Genomic DNA, 15,140 nt, shown 5'->3' with positions numbered 1-15,140 from the left:
TTCCTTGGGTTGGGAAGGGGGTCAGCCGGTTATTCCGGCGGCGAGAAGCTCCACGAAGCCGACGTCCTCGTTCGCCACGCCGAACACCTCGGCGCGCAGCAGGGTCCGCTCGGCCCAGGCGCGGTGGGGCTTCACCTCGTTCATCTTGTTCGTGTAAGCCGAACGGAGTACACCTCCGCCGCCACGTTCCGGCCGGAGGATGTCCGCGGCGTCGCTGAACTCCTCGTGGCTGACGACGGACAGCGCGTGCACGGGCAGGACGTGGGAGGGGTGGATGCAGGTCTTGCCGAGCAGACCGTTGGCCTGGTCGAGGGAGATCTCGCGCAGGAGCCCGTCCATGGCGTGCTCGATGAGCTTCTCGCGCAGTTCCTCGGCGCGCACCTGGAGGAAGGGGCTCTGCCTGAGCTGCGGCTTGAACATGCGTTCGGAAACGCGGAAGTACTCCCACACGGGCCCGGTCACGGTGAATCCGGTGCCGTCGGCCCGGCCCAGCATGTTCACCACGTCGGCGATGACGGACGCGACGATCTGGACGTCGTACGCGGTCATGTCGGGGGCGCGGCGCAGGCCGTAGGAGGAGCAGAAGTCGGTGACGCCGAGGCGCAGGGCCAGGACCCGGTCGCGGTACTTGCCGACGGCGCGGGAGATGCCTTCCAGGGTGTCCACCCGGGACTCGCGGTACAGCAGCTCGGGCGATTCCAGGACCGGCATCGCGAACAGCCGGCGGCCGCAGGCGGCCTCGGCGACGGCCAGGGCCTCCAGGAACGGGATGCCGCGTTCCTCGGTGAACTTGGGCAGGACAAAGCCGGAGAGCAGCCGCACGGTGGAGCCGAGGCGCCGGACGAGGTCCGGGATCTGCTCGGGGGCGCGGACCCGGATGAAGAGGAGGGGCGGCTCCACGCCGGTGCGCGCGGCGAGGTCGGCGAACTGCCGGACGAGGTTCTCCTCGCCGGCCGCGACATCCGCGTCGTCGATGGAGTCCTCCAGGCAGAGCACCATCGAGACCACACCGCGGCCGGCCTGCTTGACGATGTCGTCGGCGAGCCGGGGGCGGGTGGCCGGGCTGTACAGCGTGGCCCCCAGGGCGGCGGAGAGCAGCCGGGCCGGTGAGTCGGCCGTGAAGGCGCCCGGCTCCTGGTGGAAGATGCGCCGCCGCACCTCGGGGGCGATGTGCCCGAAATGACGCATAGGACTCCCTCGAAGGCCCAAGTCAAGCCCGTGGATTCGGTAAAGGGTGGCCGGTAATAGTACGTAGGGACCCGTGCACCGGGTTCCCCTCGGGCATGAATTTCACGTAACCAACCGGTGCCGGCCCGGGCACCCCCCGCATTGTCGTGGCCAGGACCGAGAGGGCAGGATGACCGCATGACGCACGCCATGCTGAAGGGGTCGAACGTCCCGCTGGACGCCACCACGGTGCGCGCCGTGCTGCGCTGGACGCCGGGGCAGGGGGTCCCGGACGTCGACGCGTCGGCGCTGCTGCTGGGCCTCGACGGCCGGGTGCGCTCGGACGAGGACTTCGTCTTCTACAACCAGCCCCGGCATCCGTCCGGGAAGGTGTGGCGGCTCGGCAAGAAGAGGGTGTCCGAGGGGCTGACGGACACGATCCAGACAGACCTCTCCGGCATGGAGCCCGGGGTCGGCCGGGTTCTGCTGGTCGCCTCGGCGGACGGGGTGTCCTTCGACCGGGTGCCTGCTCTGTGCATCTTCCTGTACGACGCCGCGGTCGCCGAGGGGGAGCCGCTGGCGCACTTCGAGATCAAGCCGGAGACGGGTGCGGAGACCGCTCTGATCTGCGGTGAGCTGTACCGGCGCGGGGAGGGGTGGAAGTTCCGGGCGCTGGGTGAGGGGTATTCCAACGGGTTGAAGGGGCTGGCCACGGATTTCGGTATCTCCGTGGACGAGTCCGAGGGGGCCTTGCCGGCGGGGGCCTTGCCGGCCGAGGTGGGGGCGGCTGCGGCCGCGGTTCCGCCGGTGGCGTTGCCGGAGACTACTTCTCAGCCGTTGCCTCCGGCGGTTCCGGTGGGTCAGGGGGCTTATGGGTATCCGCCGCCGGCGGCTGGGCGGGACGGGGAGTTTCGGCTGCCGCCGCAGGGGCCTCAGTTCATCGGGCGGTAAGGGGGCTCTCGCCCAAGGGGGTGGGGGTTCTCGGGTGGTCCGCGGGTGCGGGTGCGTTGTGGCTTGTCGCGCCCGCGCGGCGGAGCCGCATATCGATACAGCCCCGCGCCCCTTACGGGGCGCTTATCTGTCCGCCTTTGTCTTGTAGCCCCTACCCCAGGTGAGGCCCCAGCCGTAGAGGCGGTCCAGTTCGCCCTGGAAACCGTAGACGAACTTGACCTCTCGGCGGACGACCAGTTCGCCCTTGACGTTCTCTATGTGGACGACGGCGCAGGAGCGGGCCTGGGGGTGGCGTTCGTCGAGGCTTATCTCGATGCGGGGGCCGTTGCTGGGGTAGAGCGTGACGATCGCGTGGGTGCGGTCGAACGCGGGGGTCTGGTCGTAGATGTAGACGAAGACCAGGAGGCGTTTGATGGCGTCCCGGTGGTCGAGGTTGATGTACATCGTCTCGCCGGACCCGGAGCCGAACCGGTCGTCGCCGCTGAGCTTGATGTACGGCGGTGCGTTGACGTCGCCGAGGTAGCCGCCGAGGGGCTGGACGACGCCCTTGGTGCCGTCGGTCAGTTCGTACAGGCAGCCGAGGTCGAGGTCGACGTTGACCATGCTCTGGCCGTGTTCGAGCATCTCCGGGGGCTTGAGGGCCTTGAAGGGGTGCCGGAAGAGGCTGCTGCGTGGGTTGTCGTCGAAGTCGGAGGTGCGCATCCTCCAGGACAGGTTGATGCGCAGGTGTCCGGTGGCGGCGTCCTGCTTGGTGAGGGACACCTGGGGATGCCGCCTGGTGAGCTGGATGGAGTTGGTCGCGGCGCTGCCCGAGTCGAAGTCGGTCGCGCGTCCGCCCAGCAGCCCGTCGAAGAATCCCATGTCCCGCCCCCCATGCACCCGATGCCGTAAAGCCGTCGGGGCGGCCGACCGTGTCGGCCGCCCCGACAGAAGCGTTCCTCGCGGAGCGGGCTGTCACACCCCGTCACGACCCGGATGTTGCCCGTAAGGGTCAGACCCCGGACGGCACCTCGGCCTTGTCGTCCGATCCCGCGTTTCCCTCCTCGGCCGCGAGTGCGCGGTTGCGGCGGACGGAGGACCAGAAGGACCAGGCGATCAGGATGACGCCGACGAGACCGGTGATGACCTCGTTGATCTCGTACTGGATGGTGACCATGAGGATCACGGCCAGGGCGCCGATGGCGTAGTGGGCGCCGTGCTCCAGGTACACGTAGTCGTCGAGGGTGCCCTGGCGGACCAGGTAGACGGTGAGGGACCGGACGTACATGGCGCCGATGCCGAGGCCGAGCGCCATCATGACGATGTCGTTGGTGATGGCGAAGGCGCCGATCACCCCGTCGAAGGAGAAGGACGCGTCCAGGACTTCCAGGTAGAGGAACATGAAGAAGGCGGCCTGGCCGGCCAGGACGACCGCGGAGCGCTTCTTGCCGGTGCGGGCGGCCTCTTCATCGGCCTCGTGCTCCCGCTCCTCCTCTTCCTCCAGCCGGTCCTCGAAGTAGCCGGAGAGGCCGCCGACGACCATGTACGTGATCAGGCCGGCGATGCCGGCGATCAGCACGGTCTGTGCCTTGTCCACGTGCGCGCCGCCGTGCTGGTGGGCGTGGGTGGCGAAGGTGAAGGAGGTGATGAGCAGGACGATCATGGCGATGCAGACCGACAGCATGTCGACCTTGCCGAGCTTGGCCAGGGGGCGCTCGATCCAGCGCAGCCACTGGATGTCCCGGTCCTCGAAGATGAAGTCGAGGAAGATCATCAGCAGGAACATGCCACCGAAGGCGGCGATCGCCGGGTGGGCGTCGGTGACGAGCTGCTGGTACTTGTCCTTGTCGTTGAACGCCAGGTTGACGGCCTCGATGGGCCCCATCTTGGCGGTGATGGCGACGATGACGACGGGGAACACCAGCCGCATGCCGAAGACCGCGATCAGCACGCCGACCGTGAGGAAGATCTTCTGCCAGAAGGCGTTCATCTTCTTCAGGATTCCGGCGTTGACGACCGCGTTGTCGAACGACAGCGAGATCTCCAGGACGGCCAGGATCGCCACGATGCCGAGGGCGGTCCACCCCCCGTAGAACGCCGCCGCGACCAGACCGACCGCGGTGACCGCGAACGACCAGCCAAAGGTTTTGAGAAGCACTGGCTACCCCATCGTGTGTTGGGGGCCCCTCCCAGACGAAGTCTGGGGGAGGGTCTCCCCCGCGCCGTAGGCGGCTTTACGAAACGTTGACTCCGAAGTCTAGAGCGATGCCGCGCAGCCCCGACGCGTACCCCTGCCCCACTGCACGGAACTTCCACTCGCCCTGGTAGCGGTACAGCTCACCGAAGATCATCGCGGTCTCGGTGGAGGCGTCCTCGCTGAGGTCGTAGCGGGCGAGTTCCTGGCCGTCAGCCTGGTTGACGACGCGGATGAAGGCGTTGGAGACCTGCCCGAAGGCCTGGCCACGTTCCTCGGCCATGTGGATGGAGACCGGGAAGATGATCTTCTCGCAGTGGGCGGGGACCTTGCCGAGGTCGACCAGGATCGATTCGTCGTCGCCCTCGCCCTCGCCGGTGAGGTTGTCGCCGGTGTGCTCGACGGAGCCGTCCGGGCTCGTGAGCTGGTTGTAGAAGACGAACCACTCGTCGCCCAGCACCCGGTTCGTGGCGCCGCAGAGCAGGGCGCTGGCGTCCAGGTCGAAGGGGGCTCCGGTGGTGGAGCGCGCGTCCCAGCCGAGGCCGATCAGTACGTTGGTGAGGTTGGGTGCGGCTTTGGAGAGGGAGACGTTGCCCCCCTTGGCGAGTGTGACGCCCATGATGCTGGTCCTCCCCTGATGATGCTTTCCTGGTTGTCCTGCGCGTCCGGCGCCGCCCCCAAACGGTGCGGCGCCGGACGGTGAGGGCGTCGTAACCCTGCCGGGATCAGACGTTGACGCCGAAGTCCTGGGCGATGCCGCGCAGGCCCGAGGCGTAGCCCTGGCCGATGGCGCGGAACTTCCACTCGGCGCCGTTCCGGTACAGCTCGCCGAAGACCATGGCGGTCTCGGTCGAGGCGTCCTCGCTGAGGTCGTACCGGGCGATCTCCTGCTCGCCTGCCTGGTTGACGACGCGGATGAACGCGTTGCGCACCTGGCCGAAGGACTGCTGGCGGTTCTCGGCGTCGTAGATCGAGACCGGGAAGACGATCTTCTCGATCTCGGCCGGGACGCCGGCCAGGTTCACCTTGATCTGCTCGTCGTCGCCCTCGCCCTCACCGGTGATGTTGTCACCGGTGTGCTCCACGGAGCCGTCGGGGCTCTTGAGGTTGTTGAAGAAGACGAAGTTCTGGTCGCTGCTGACCTTGCCGGAGCTGTCCACCAGCAGCGCGCTGGCGTCGAGGTCGAAGTCCGTGCCGGTCGTGGTGCGCACGTCCCAGCCGAGACCGACGATGACGGCGGTCAGGCCCGGGGCCTCCTTCGTCAGCGAAACGTTGCCGCCCTTGCTGAGGCTGACTCCCACGAGTCCTCCAAGTGGTGTCCGGGGGCGGGGAGCCCCGTCGTGCTTTCGGATATGGGATCAACGTGCCGATCCTAGTGACGGGTTCCCGCCCCCGCAGACCCTGGACCCGAAACTTCGCAGGTGTCGGACCGCGGAGTGCTCAGAGGGTGTCGAGCGCCTTCACGTACTCGCCGAGGTCGCGGGCGTCCGGCAGGCCGTTGACCACGGTCCACCGCACGACGCCCTCCTTGTCGATGATGAAGGTGCCACGGACGGCACAGCCCTTGTCCTCGTCGAAGACGCCGTACGCGCGCGAGACGTTGCCGTGCGGCCAGAAGTCGCTGAGCAGCGGGTACTCCAGGCCCTCCTGCTCGGCGAAGACGCGCAGGGTGTGGATGGAGTCGTTGGAGACGGCGAGGAGCTGGGTGTCGCGGTCCGCGAACTTCGGCAGGTTGTCGCGCAGCTCGCACAGCTCGCCTGTGCACACACCGGTGAAGGCGAACGGGTAGAAGAGCACCACCACGTTCTTGTCACCGCGGAAGTCGGAGAGCCTCACGGTGCGGCCGTGGTTGTCCTTGAGCTCGAAGTCGGGCGCCTTGTCGCCGACCTGGATCGCCATGTGTGCATCCCTTTCGGTGGGCTGTTCGGGTGAGAGCGCGTGTCGCGCTCCCGACCAGCCTACGCAGCGATCACCGGGGACTCCGGACGGGCCGGGGCGAAATCCAGCCCGTCCGGGGGGGCGGCGCTCAGCCGGGGGTCACTTCCTGGACTTGGCCGCCTTCGGCGTCGCCAGGCGCGAGCCGCTCCAGTCCTTGCCCACGCTGACGCTCTTGGACGCCGTCAGGCCGGCGGTCGTGGCGGCTTCGGAGATCTCGCTCGCCTCCACGTACCCGTCACGGCCGGTCTTCGGCGTGAGGAGCAGGATGGCGCCGCCCTCTTCGATGTACGTGGTGGCATCCACCAGCGCATCGGTCAGGTCTCCGTCGTCGTCACGGAACCACAGCACGACGGCGTCGGCCACGTCGTCGTAGTCCTCGTCCTTCAGGTCGCCTTCGACGGCGCCCTCGATGGCCTCGCGGAGCTCCTGATCGACATCGTCGTCGTAGCCGATCTCCTGGACCACCTGCCCGGGCTGGAAACCCAGCCTGACGGCAGGGTTCGTCCGCTCCTCCGCGTGGTCCGCGGTCGCGCTCACGGGTTGCCTCCTGATCATGTCTTGGTGAATATCTCAGCCACGCGCGTGCGCGAAGCATTGGCCGTAGTCCACACGGGCGGGACGGATCGCGCAAGTACCCGGCCCTCCAGACCGCCGAAACAGTGACGATCCGGGCCGTGTCGCCGCAACTTCTGGCACCGTACCCCGATTCCGCGCCCGCCACATCACACCGATGTGCCCGCTTTGCGCGGTTCGGAATCCTCGACCGGCTGACCCTCTCGAACAGCTTTGCCAACCACGTCACACCCCGGGCGTATCGTTGCGTTTTGACCGGTACAGATGACGTACGTCGCCCCGGGGTGGACCATGGGGACGATGTAGGCGAGCACGAACGCGAGAAACACGAGAAGACAAGCGGCCCTCCGACAGGTAAGGAACAGCGTGGCTTCCGGATCCGATCGCAACCCGATCATCATTGGCGGCCTTCCGAGTCAGGTTCCTGACTTCGATCCCGAGGAAACCCAGGAGTGGCTCGACTCCCTCGACGCCGCCGTCGACGAGCGCGGCCGGGAGCGGGCGCGGTACCTGATGCTGCGGCTGATCGAGCGGGCCCGTGAGAAGCGCGTGGCCGTGCCCGAGATGCGCAGCACGGACTACGTGAACACGATCGCCACCAAGGACGAGCCGTTCTTCCCCGGAAACGAGGAGATCGAGCGCAAGGTCCTGAACGCCACCCGCTGGAACGCGGCCGTGATGGTCTCCCGCGCGCAGCGCCCCGGCATCGGTGTCGGCGGCCACATCGCCACGTTCGCGTCCTCCGCCTCGCTGTACGACGTCGGCTTCAACCACTTCTTCCGCGGCAAGGACGACGGCACCGGCGGCGACCAGGTCTTCTTCCAGGGCCACGCCTCCCCTGGCATCTACGCGCGCGCGTACCTGCTGGACCGGCTCACCGAGGAGCAGCTGGACGGCTTCCGCCAGGAGAAGTCGAAGTACCCCGACGGCCTGTCGAGCTATCCGCACCCGCGCTCCATGCCGGACTTCTGGGAGTTCCCGACGGTCTCGATGGGCCTCGGCCCGCTCGGCGCGATCTTCCAGGCGCGGATGAACCGCTACATGGAGGCGCGCGGCCTCGCCGACACCTCCGACTCGCACGTGTGGGCGTTCCTCGGCGACGGTGAGATGGACGAGCCGGAGTCGCTGGGGCAGCTGTCCATCGCGGCCCGGGAGGGCCTGGACAACCTGACCTTCGTGGTCAACTGCAACCTGCAGCGCCTGGACGGGCCGGTGCGCGGCAACGGCAAGATCATCCAGGAGCTGGAGTCGGTCTTCCGGGGCGCCGGCTGGAACGTGATCAAGCTGATCTGGGACCGCACCTGGGACCCGCTGCTCGCGCAGGACCGGGACGGCGTGCTGGTCAACAAGATGAACACGACGCCGGACGGTCAGTTCCAGACGTACGCCACCGAGACCGGCGCCTACATCCGGGACCACTTCTTCGGTGACGACCACCGGCTGCGCGCGATGGTCGAGGGCATGTCCGACCACCAGATCCTGATGCTGGGCCGCGGCGGCCACGACCACCGCAAGATCTACGCGGCTTTCTCGGCGGCCAAGGAGCACAAGGGCCAGCCGACGGTCATCCTGGCCAAAACGGTCAAGGGCTGGACGCTGGGCCCGAACTTCGAGGGCCGCAACGCCACCCATCAGATGAAGAAGCTGACGGTCGACGACCTCAAGCGCTTCCGGGACCGCCTGCACCTGCCGATCTCCGACAGGGAGCTGGAGTCCGGCCCGCCGCCGTACTACCACCCGGGCCGGGACACCGAGGAGATCCAGTACATGCACGACCGCCGCATGGGCTGCGGCGGCTACGTGCCCACGCGCGTGGTGCGCTCCAAGCCGCTCCCGCTGCCGGACGACAAGACGTACGCGACCGTGAAGAAGGGCTCCGGCCAGCAGTCCATCGCCACCACCATGGCGTTCGTACGACTGCTGAAGGACCTCATGCGGGACAAGGAGATCGGCAAGCGGTTCGTGCTGATCGCGCCGGACGAGTACCGCACCTTCGGCATGGACTCCTTCTTCCCGAGCGCGAAGATCTACAACCCGCTGGGCCAGCAGTACGAGTCGGTGGACCGGGACCTGCTGCTCGCCTACAAGGAGTCGCCGACCGGCCAGATGCTGCACGACGGCATCTCGGAGGCGGGCTGCACGGCGTCGCTGATCGCGGCGGGCTCGGCCTACGCCACGCACGGCGAGCCGCTGATCCCGGTGTACGTCTTCTACTCGATGTTCGGTTTCCAGCGCACCGGTGACCAGTTCTGGCAGATGGCCGACCAGCTGGCGCGCGGTTTCGTCCTGGGCGCGACCGCGGGCCGTACGACCCTGACCGGGGAGGGGCTGCAGCACGCGGACGGCCAGTCCCAGCTGCTGGCGTCGACCAACCCCGCGTGCGTGGCGTACGACCCGGCGTACGCCTACGAGATCGCGCACATCGTCCAGGACGGCCTGCGCCGGATGTACGGCGGTGACGCCGAGCACCCGCACGGCGAGGATGTCTTCTACTACCTCACCGTCTACAACGAGCCCATCCAACATCCGGCCGAGCCGGCCGACGTGGACGTCGAGGGCATCGTCAAGGGCATCCACCGGCTCGGCGAGGGGCCCGGCGGCAGCATCCCGGCGCAGATCATGGCGTCCGGTGTGGCCGTGCCGTGGGCCCTGGAGGCGCAGAAGATCCTCGCCGAGGAGTGGAACGTCAGGGCCGGCGTGTGGTCGGCGACCTCCTGGAACGAGCTGCGCCGCGAGGCCGTGGACTGCGAGGAGCACAACCTGCTGCATCCGGAGGAGGAGCAGCGGGTGCCGTACGTGACCCGGAAGCTGGGCGGGGCCGAGGGGCCGTTCGTGGCCGTGTCCGACTGGATGCGGTCGGTTCCGGACCAGATCGCCCGGTGGGTGCCGGGGACGTACCAGTCGCTCGGCGCGGACGGTTTCGGCTTCGCCGACACCCGGGGCGCGGCGCGGCGGTTCTTCCACATCGACGCGCACTCGATCGTGGTGGCCGTGCTGACCGAGCTGGCCCGGGACGGGAAGATCGACCGGTCCGTGCTGAAGCAGGCCATCGACCGGTACCAGCTGCTCGACGTGACGGCGGCGGATCCGGGGGCGGCGGGCGGCGACGCGTAGCGCTGCGCTTGGCTTCGGCCGCCCGGTCGGTGAGGGTGCCTGTCCTTTGCGGGGCGCGGGTGCGTGCGGGGTCGGCCGGCTGTGCGTCGCCGGGTGCGGGTGCGGGTGGTGCAGGAGCGACTGGCTCTGCGTCGCCGGGGTGCGGGTGCGCTGTGGCTGGTCGCGCAGTTCCCCGCGCCCCTTCGGGGCGCTGAGGCCGTGGTTGCCTGCAGGGCGTGGCGGCTGGTCGCGCCCGCGCGGCGGAGCCGCATGTCGGCACAGTCCAGCGCCCCTTCGGGGCGCTGCCCTGGTCCTACGATGCCTGGATGGACGATCTGTCGGGGCAGGCTCGGTGGGAGCGGTGTACTCAGCGGCCGTTGCTGGGGCTTGCTCTGGCGTTCGCCGTCGCCTATGCCGTGCCGATCGTGGACAGCTCCGCGGGGCACCGGCTGACGGTCGTCTGTACGGGTGTGGAGTGGGTGGTGTGGGGTGCGTTCGCCGTGGACTACCTGATGCGGCTCGGGCTCGCTCCGCGGCGCAGGGAGTTCGTGCGGACGCATTGGCCGGACCTGTGTGCGGTGGTGCTGCCGGTGCTGCAGCCGTTGCGGTTGCTGCGGCTGGTGTCGACGCTGCTGCTGGTGGGGCGGCGGGCGCGGATGGCTCCGCAGATCCGGCTGACGACGTATGTCGTGGGGTCCGTGGTCGGGTTGCTGATGTTCGGGTCGCTGGCCGTGCTGTCCGTGGAGCGGACGGCGCCGCACGGGAACATCCGGACGCTCGGTGACGCGGTGTGGTGGTCGTTCACCACGATGACGACCGTGGGGTACGGGGACCACGCGCCGACCACGGGACTGGGGCGGGTGATCGCGGTCGGGCTGATGCTGTCCGGGATCGCGCTGCTGGGTGTCGTCACCGCGAACATCGCGGCCTGGTTCATCGCGCGGTTCGAGAAGGACGATGTGGAGGAGCGGCGCCAGACGGAGGCGATCGCTGCGCTGGCCGAGGAGATTCGGTTGCTGCGGGCGGAGGTGGCGGCGCTGTCGGCGGAGCGCCAGGAGCAGCGGGGCTGACGTAGTTCGGGTCGCCTGCAGCTGGCCGGGGGTCGGCTCGCTCACCTGCGCTTGCAGGGTGCCGCTGCGCCCACCCGTGCCGCCCCTAGCGGCACGCATGCCCGCAGCTAGGGAGCAGCGCCCCGGCAGGGGGGAACGGCGCGAGCAACCACAGCGCGCCCGCAGGTGAAGGCGGTGCGGGCGGGGCAGCGGCCCCTTAAGGGGCGCGGGGAACTGCGCGACAAGCCGCGTCGCGCCCGTGCTCGGCAGCGGGCCGGGATCCGTTGAACCGCCGGAGGCCGGCGCGCGTCGCCCCCTCCTGCGGCGCGCGCCGTGGCCCGGTGGTCCTTCCGCCGCCGCCCGGAGGGCCCTGCGGAGGACGTGACCCACTGTGACCCGCGGCGCGCGCCCGAGGCGAGGGATCTTTAGCGGAGTCACCCTGATAGGGGAAATCCGCCCGACCCGGCTCAGATGTGGCCGACGCCCGCCCCCGACTCGGCGTTCAGGCCCCGCTTGGTGAACAGCGCGACGAACACGGCCACTGCCGCGACGCCCGCCGCGACCAGGGAGGCCAGGCTCATGCCGGAGATGAAGGTGTGGTGCGCCACCTCGGTGATCTTCGCGACCATCGTCGCCGGCATGCCCTTCGTCACCGGTGCCGCACCCACCTGGACCGCCTCGGAGGCCTGGTGCAGCTGCGCCGGGGTCAGCTTCGGCAGGCCCGCGCCGGCCCAGTTGCCCGGCAGGTCACTGTCGACCTTGGAGGCCATCACCGCGCCCAGCACCGCCGTACCGAGGCTGCCGCCGATCTGCATGGCGGCCTGCTGGAGTCCGCCGGCGACACCGGACAGCTCCATGGGCGCGTTGCCGACGATGACCTCGGTGGCGCCGACCATCACCGGCGCGAGGCCGAGGCCGAGCAGGGCGAACCAGACCGACATGACACCGCTGCCGGTGCCGGCCGTCAGCGTCGACATGCCGTACATGGCGACCGCGGTGGCCACCATGCCGCCGGCCAGCGGGATGCGCGGGCCCAGCTTGGTGATCATCGCTCCGGCCAGCGGGGAGCCGACGATCATCATGCCGGTCAGCGGCAGCAGGTGCAGGCCGGCGTCGATCGGGCTCATGCCGTGCACGTTCTGGAGGTAGAAGGTGACGAAGAACAGGCCGCCCATGAAGGCGATGGCCATGAGCACCATCAGCAGCACGCCCGCGGAGAGCGGGACGGAGCGGAACAGGCCGAGCGGGATCAGCGGCTCGGCGACCCTCGTCTCCCAGAACGCGAAGAGCGCGAAGAGCAGTACCGAACCGGCGATGAAGGCCCACGTCCTGCCGTCGCCCCAGCCCCAGGCCGGGGCCTTGATCAACGCCCAGACCAGGCAGAACATCGCACCGGACAGGAGGGCTATGCCGGGGAGGTCGAAGGAGCGGGGGGCGTTCTCGGCGCGGTGGTCGAGCAGGATCAGCAGGCCGAGCAGCAGGGCGAGCGCGCCGACGGGCACGTTGATGAAGAACACCGACTGCCAGTTGACGTGCTCGACGAGGACCCCGCCGAGGATCGGGCCGCCCGCGGTGGACGCGCCGATCACCATGCCCCAGATGCCGATCGCCATGTTGAGCTTCTCGGCCGGGAAGGTGGCCCGCAGCAGGCCGAGCGCGGCCGGCATCAGCAGCGCGCCGAACACGCCCTGGAAGACGCGGAAGGTGACGACCGCGGCGATGCTGTTCGAGAGGCCGATTGCACCGGAGGCGGCGGCGAAGCCCGTCACACCGATGAGGAAGGTCTGCCGGTGGCCGAAGCGGTCACCGAGCTTGCCCGCGGTGATCAGCGAGACCGCGAGGGCCAGGAAGTAGCCGTTGGTGATCCACTGCACGTCCGAGAAGCTCGCGTGCAGGTCCTTCTGGATGGCCGGGTTGGCGATGGCCACGATGGTGCCGTCCAGGGCCACCATCATGACCCCTACGGCGACGGTGATCAGGGTGAGCCAGGGGTGCCCGCGCAGCCCCGCGGCCGCGGCCGGCTCCGATTCGACTGCCGCGCCGTCCCCCGGACCGGTCGTGTCGATGGTGGTCTGACTAGTCATACTTCGAGGCTAGTGACAGCCGCTGACAGTTGACAAACCATTTCACTAGTCGGTAACTGACATCACATGGGCATAGGGTGACCGGGAAGGACGCCGCACAGGAGAGGCCATGGACACGCTGGAGACGCCGGAGACGCTGCGCGAGCGCAAGAAGCGGCGGACCAGGGAGGCGCTGCTGCGGGCCGCTCTCGAACTGTTCACCACCCAGGGCTACGAGCACACCACCGTCGACGAGATCGCCGAGTCCGTCGACGTGTCGCAGCGCACGTTCTTCCGCTACTTCGCCGGTAAGGAGGACGTGGCGTTCGCCGTACAGGAGATGACGGAGGCTCACTTCGTGGCGGCCGTACGGGAGCGCCCCGCGGACGAGGCGCCGATGGAGGCGCTGCGGCAGGCGATGCTGGAGGGTTGGGACGCCATCCGCGAGACCGTGGAGTCGGCGGTGCCGGTGGAGCTGTACCTGCGCATGTACCGGACGATCGAGTCGACGCCCGCCCTGCTCGCCGCCCATCTGCGCCGTTCCGCCGCCACGGAGGAGACCATCGCGCGTGAACTCGCCGCGCGGGAGGGCGTGGACGTGGCGTCCGATCCGCGGCCGCGGCTCGCCGTGGCGGTGTTCGGGGCCGTGATCCGGGTCACCGAACGGCAGTGGAGCACGGGCGACGACTTCAGCCTGGAGGCGATCCGCGCGCTCACCGCCTCGTACCTCGATCAGGTGGGCCCGGCACTGACCGGGAACTGGCGGACGGGCTGAGCCGTTGGGCAGGTGACCGCTGCCGGAGCTCACGTGATCCACGGATCGGGTGAAACGTGATCCCTGTCACTCGGTTGCCCCGAGACCCTCCCGTTCTCCTAGTGTGTCCTCCCAGTGACTTCCTTCGAAACCTCCCCGCAACTGAACGTCTGGCGCGCACTGCTGGCCCTGGCCGTCGTATTCGTGATGCTCGCGACGACCGGCTGGACCGTCCTGCGCAGTCACCGGACGCCGTCCGCCCTGCAGGCCTCGACAACCGAGTGGGAGCACGGAAGCATCCACGGGCTGCACCTGCCGGACCCCGAGGCGGCGCCCGCGCGGCTCACCCGCTTCTTCGCCTCGCTCACCCCCGGGGACCGCGACCGCCTCGCCCACCGCTATCCGCTCGCCGTCGGCAACATGAACGGCGCGCCGGTCACCCTGCGCTACCGCGCCAACGACATCGCGCTCGGCCAGGCACGCCGGGCCGAGCAGGAGCGGATGCACGACAAACGCCTCACCGCGATCGGGCACCAGGACGCGAGCCGGCGCATGCACCGGTACGAGTCGCTGATGCGCGACCACCGGCAGATCCTCGCGTTCGACCCGAAGGGCACCGGCCGGGTCGCCGAGGTGTTCGGGAACCTCACCAAGGCGCAGCGGATCTCCGTCGTCGTCCCCGGCGTCGACACCGACCTGCTCACCTTCCAGAAGACGTACCGCCCGTACAGCGCCCCGGTCGGCATGGCCGAGGCGCTGTACGGGGCCGAGCGCTCGGCACGCCCCGGCACGCGTACGGCGGTGATCGCCTGGGCCGACTACACGGCGCCTGCCGGGCTCGGCGTCGACGCGGCCACCGCGATGCGCGCCGAGGAGGGCGCCGTACGGCTGAACGCGCTGTTGCGCGCCCTGCCCGGCCGCGCCCCCGTGACGACGGTCTGCCACAGCTACGGCTCGGTGCTCTGCGGGGTCGCCGCGCACGACATGCCCGCCCGGGTGACCGACATCGCGGTGGCCGCGAGCCCCGGCCTGCGAGTCTCGAAGGCGTCCCACCTGCACACCCCGGCCCGGCTGTGGGCCATGCGGGACGCCACGGACTGGGTGCAGGACGTTCCGTACCTGGAGGTCGGCGGGCTCGGCCACGGAGCCGATCCGATGTCCTCGGGCTACGGGGCGCGTCTGCTGTCCTCGCGCGACGCCCAGGGTCACAGCGGCTATTTCCAGCCGGGAACCGACAGCCTGCAGAACCTGGCCGACGTGGCGGTCGGCGCGTACGGCGCGGTGAGCTGCGCCCACGGAGACGATGCGTGCCTCGCCGGTGTCTCCGGCGAGGCTTTGACCGGACACGCGTAGAAACGGGCGAACGCGCGTAGAAACAG

Annotated in this window: 13 protein-coding genes; 5 read left to right on the top strand and 8 right to left on the bottom strand. The window is 69.3% G+C overall.

From position 1 onward, the window contains the following. Nucleotides 1–21: 21 nt before the first annotated feature. Nucleotides 22–1,188: an HpcH/HpaI aldolase/citrate lyase family protein gene (locus tag ABZ854_RS18105; protein ID WP_361211404.1), complete on the bottom strand. Its 1,167-nt coding sequence runs from the start codon at nucleotides 1,186–1,188 to the stop codon at nucleotides 22–24. Nucleotides 1,189–1,365: 177 nt separating this feature from the next. Here ABZ854_RS18105 and ABZ854_RS18100 point away from each other — a divergent pair, with 177 nt between their 5' ends. Next, a complete protein-coding gene (locus ABZ854_RS18100; RefSeq protein ID WP_361211401.1) occupies nucleotides 1,366–2,118 on the top strand; it encodes a TerD family protein in 753 nt (250 codons plus the stop codon). A gap of 123 nt (nucleotides 2,119–2,241) precedes the next feature. On the opposite strand, the gene ABZ854_RS18095 is transcribed toward ABZ854_RS18100, so the two are convergent. From ABZ854_RS18095 to ABZ854_RS18070, 6 genes are all read right to left on the bottom strand, one after another. Continuing rightward, nucleotides 2,242–2,979, bottom strand: coding sequence for a Tellurium resistance (locus ABZ854_RS18095; protein ID WP_361211398.1), 738 nt, complete (start codon nucleotides 2,977–2,979; stop codon nucleotides 2,242–2,244). A gap of 130 nt (nucleotides 2,980–3,109) precedes the next feature. Next, entirely contained in the window at nucleotides 3,110–4,255 is a 1,146-nt protein-coding gene (locus tag ABZ854_RS18090; RefSeq protein WP_361211395.1) for a DUF475 domain-containing protein, read from the bottom strand. 76 nt (nucleotides 4,256–4,331) lie between these two features. Continuing rightward, nucleotides 4,332–4,910, bottom strand: coding sequence for a TerD family protein (locus ABZ854_RS18085; RefSeq protein ID WP_129309375.1), 579 nt, complete (start codon nucleotides 4,908–4,910; stop codon nucleotides 4,332–4,334). Nucleotides 4,911–5,016: 106 nt separating this feature from the next. Next, the gene (locus ABZ854_RS18080; RefSeq protein ID WP_361211392.1) at nucleotides 5,017–5,592 is read right to left on the bottom strand and encodes a TerD family protein; all 576 of its coding nucleotides are present in this window, start codon (nucleotides 5,590–5,592) and stop codon (nucleotides 5,017–5,019) included. Between the two features lie 139 nt (nucleotides 5,593–5,731). Beyond that, nucleotides 5,732–6,190 (bottom strand): peroxiredoxin, encoded by a 459-nt coding sequence (locus ABZ854_RS18075; RefSeq protein WP_361211389.1) that lies wholly within the window; start codon nucleotides 6,188–6,190, stop codon nucleotides 5,732–5,734. Between the two features lie 138 nt (nucleotides 6,191–6,328). Further along, on the bottom strand, nucleotides 6,329–6,766 hold the full coding sequence (locus ABZ854_RS18070) for a DUF3052 domain-containing protein (protein WP_164992402.1): 438 nt from the start codon (nucleotides 6,764–6,766) through the stop codon (nucleotides 6,329–6,331). A 402-nt stretch (nucleotides 6,767–7,168) separates the two neighbouring features. Between ABZ854_RS18070 and aceE the strand changes: the two genes are divergently transcribed. After that, nucleotides 7,169–9,916 carry a pyruvate dehydrogenase (acetyl-transferring), homodimeric type gene (aceE, locus tag ABZ854_RS18065; RefSeq protein WP_361211386.1) on the top strand — a complete coding sequence of 916 codons (2,748 nt, stop codon included), beginning with the start codon at nucleotides 7,169–7,171 and terminating at the stop codon, nucleotides 9,914–9,916. 305 nt (nucleotides 9,917–10,221) lie between these two features. Then, complete coding sequence (locus ABZ854_RS18060; RefSeq protein WP_129309370.1) at nucleotides 10,222–10,965, top strand: potassium channel family protein; 744 nt, start codon at nucleotides 10,222–10,224, stop codon at nucleotides 10,963–10,965. A gap of 446 nt (nucleotides 10,966–11,411) precedes the next feature. Here ABZ854_RS18060 and ABZ854_RS18055 read toward each other — a convergent pair whose 3' ends face one another. Then, nucleotides 11,412–13,028: an MFS transporter gene (locus tag ABZ854_RS18055; RefSeq protein WP_361211383.1), complete on the bottom strand. Its 1,617-nt coding sequence runs from the start codon at nucleotides 13,026–13,028 to the stop codon at nucleotides 11,412–11,414. A gap of 109 nt (nucleotides 13,029–13,137) precedes the next feature. On the opposite strand from ABZ854_RS18055, the gene ABZ854_RS18050 reads away from it, so the two are divergent. Further along, entirely contained in the window at nucleotides 13,138–13,782 is a 645-nt protein-coding gene (locus tag ABZ854_RS18050) for a TetR family transcriptional regulator (RefSeq protein ID WP_361211380.1), read from the top strand. A 114-nt stretch (nucleotides 13,783–13,896) separates the two neighbouring features. Next, nucleotides 13,897–15,114, top strand: a complete 1,218-nt coding sequence (locus tag ABZ854_RS18045; RefSeq protein WP_361211377.1) for an alpha/beta hydrolase — start codon at nucleotides 13,897–13,899, stop codon at nucleotides 15,112–15,114. Nucleotides 15,115–15,140: the final 26 nt, after the last annotated feature.

This window comes from Streptomyces sp. NPDC047028, assembly GCF_040644095.1.
GTDB lineage: Bacteria > Actinomycetota > Actinomycetes > Streptomycetales > Streptomycetaceae > Streptomyces.
This window is presented reverse-complemented; position numbering and strand designations above follow the sequence as displayed.

What these genes read in the sequence shown, in the direction of transcription:
- ABZ854_RS18050 (WP_361211380.1), top strand. Translation starts at nt 13,138, where the DNA reads ATGGACACGCTGGAGACGCCGGAGACGCTGCGCGAGCGCAAGAAGCGG.
- ABZ854_RS18100 (WP_361211401.1), top strand. Translation starts at nt 1,366, where the DNA reads ATGACGCACGCCATGCTGAAGGGGTCGAACGTCCCGCTGGACGCCACC.
- ABZ854_RS18060 (WP_129309370.1), top strand. Translation starts at nt 10,222, where the DNA reads ATGGACGATCTGTCGGGGCAGGCTCGGTGGGAGCGGTGTACTCAGCGG.
- ABZ854_RS18105 (WP_361211404.1), bottom strand. Translation starts at nt 1,188, where the DNA reads ATGCGTCATTTCGGGCACATCGCCCCCGAGGTGCGGCGGCGCATCTTC.
- ABZ854_RS18095 (WP_361211398.1), bottom strand. Translation starts at nt 2,979, where the DNA reads ATGGGATTCTTCGACGGGCTGCTGGGCGGACGCGCGACCGACTTCGAC.
- ABZ854_RS18075 (WP_361211389.1), bottom strand. Translation starts at nt 6,190, where the DNA reads ATGGCGATCCAGGTCGGCGACAAGGCGCCCGACTTCGAGCTCAAGGAC.
- ABZ854_RS18085 (WP_129309375.1), bottom strand. Translation starts at nt 4,910, where the DNA reads ATGGGCGTCACACTCGCCAAGGGGGGCAACGTCTCCCTCTCCAAAGCC.
- ABZ854_RS18055 (WP_361211383.1), bottom strand. Translation starts at nt 13,028, where the DNA reads ATGACTAGTCAGACCACCATCGACACGACCGGTCCGGGGGACGGCGCG.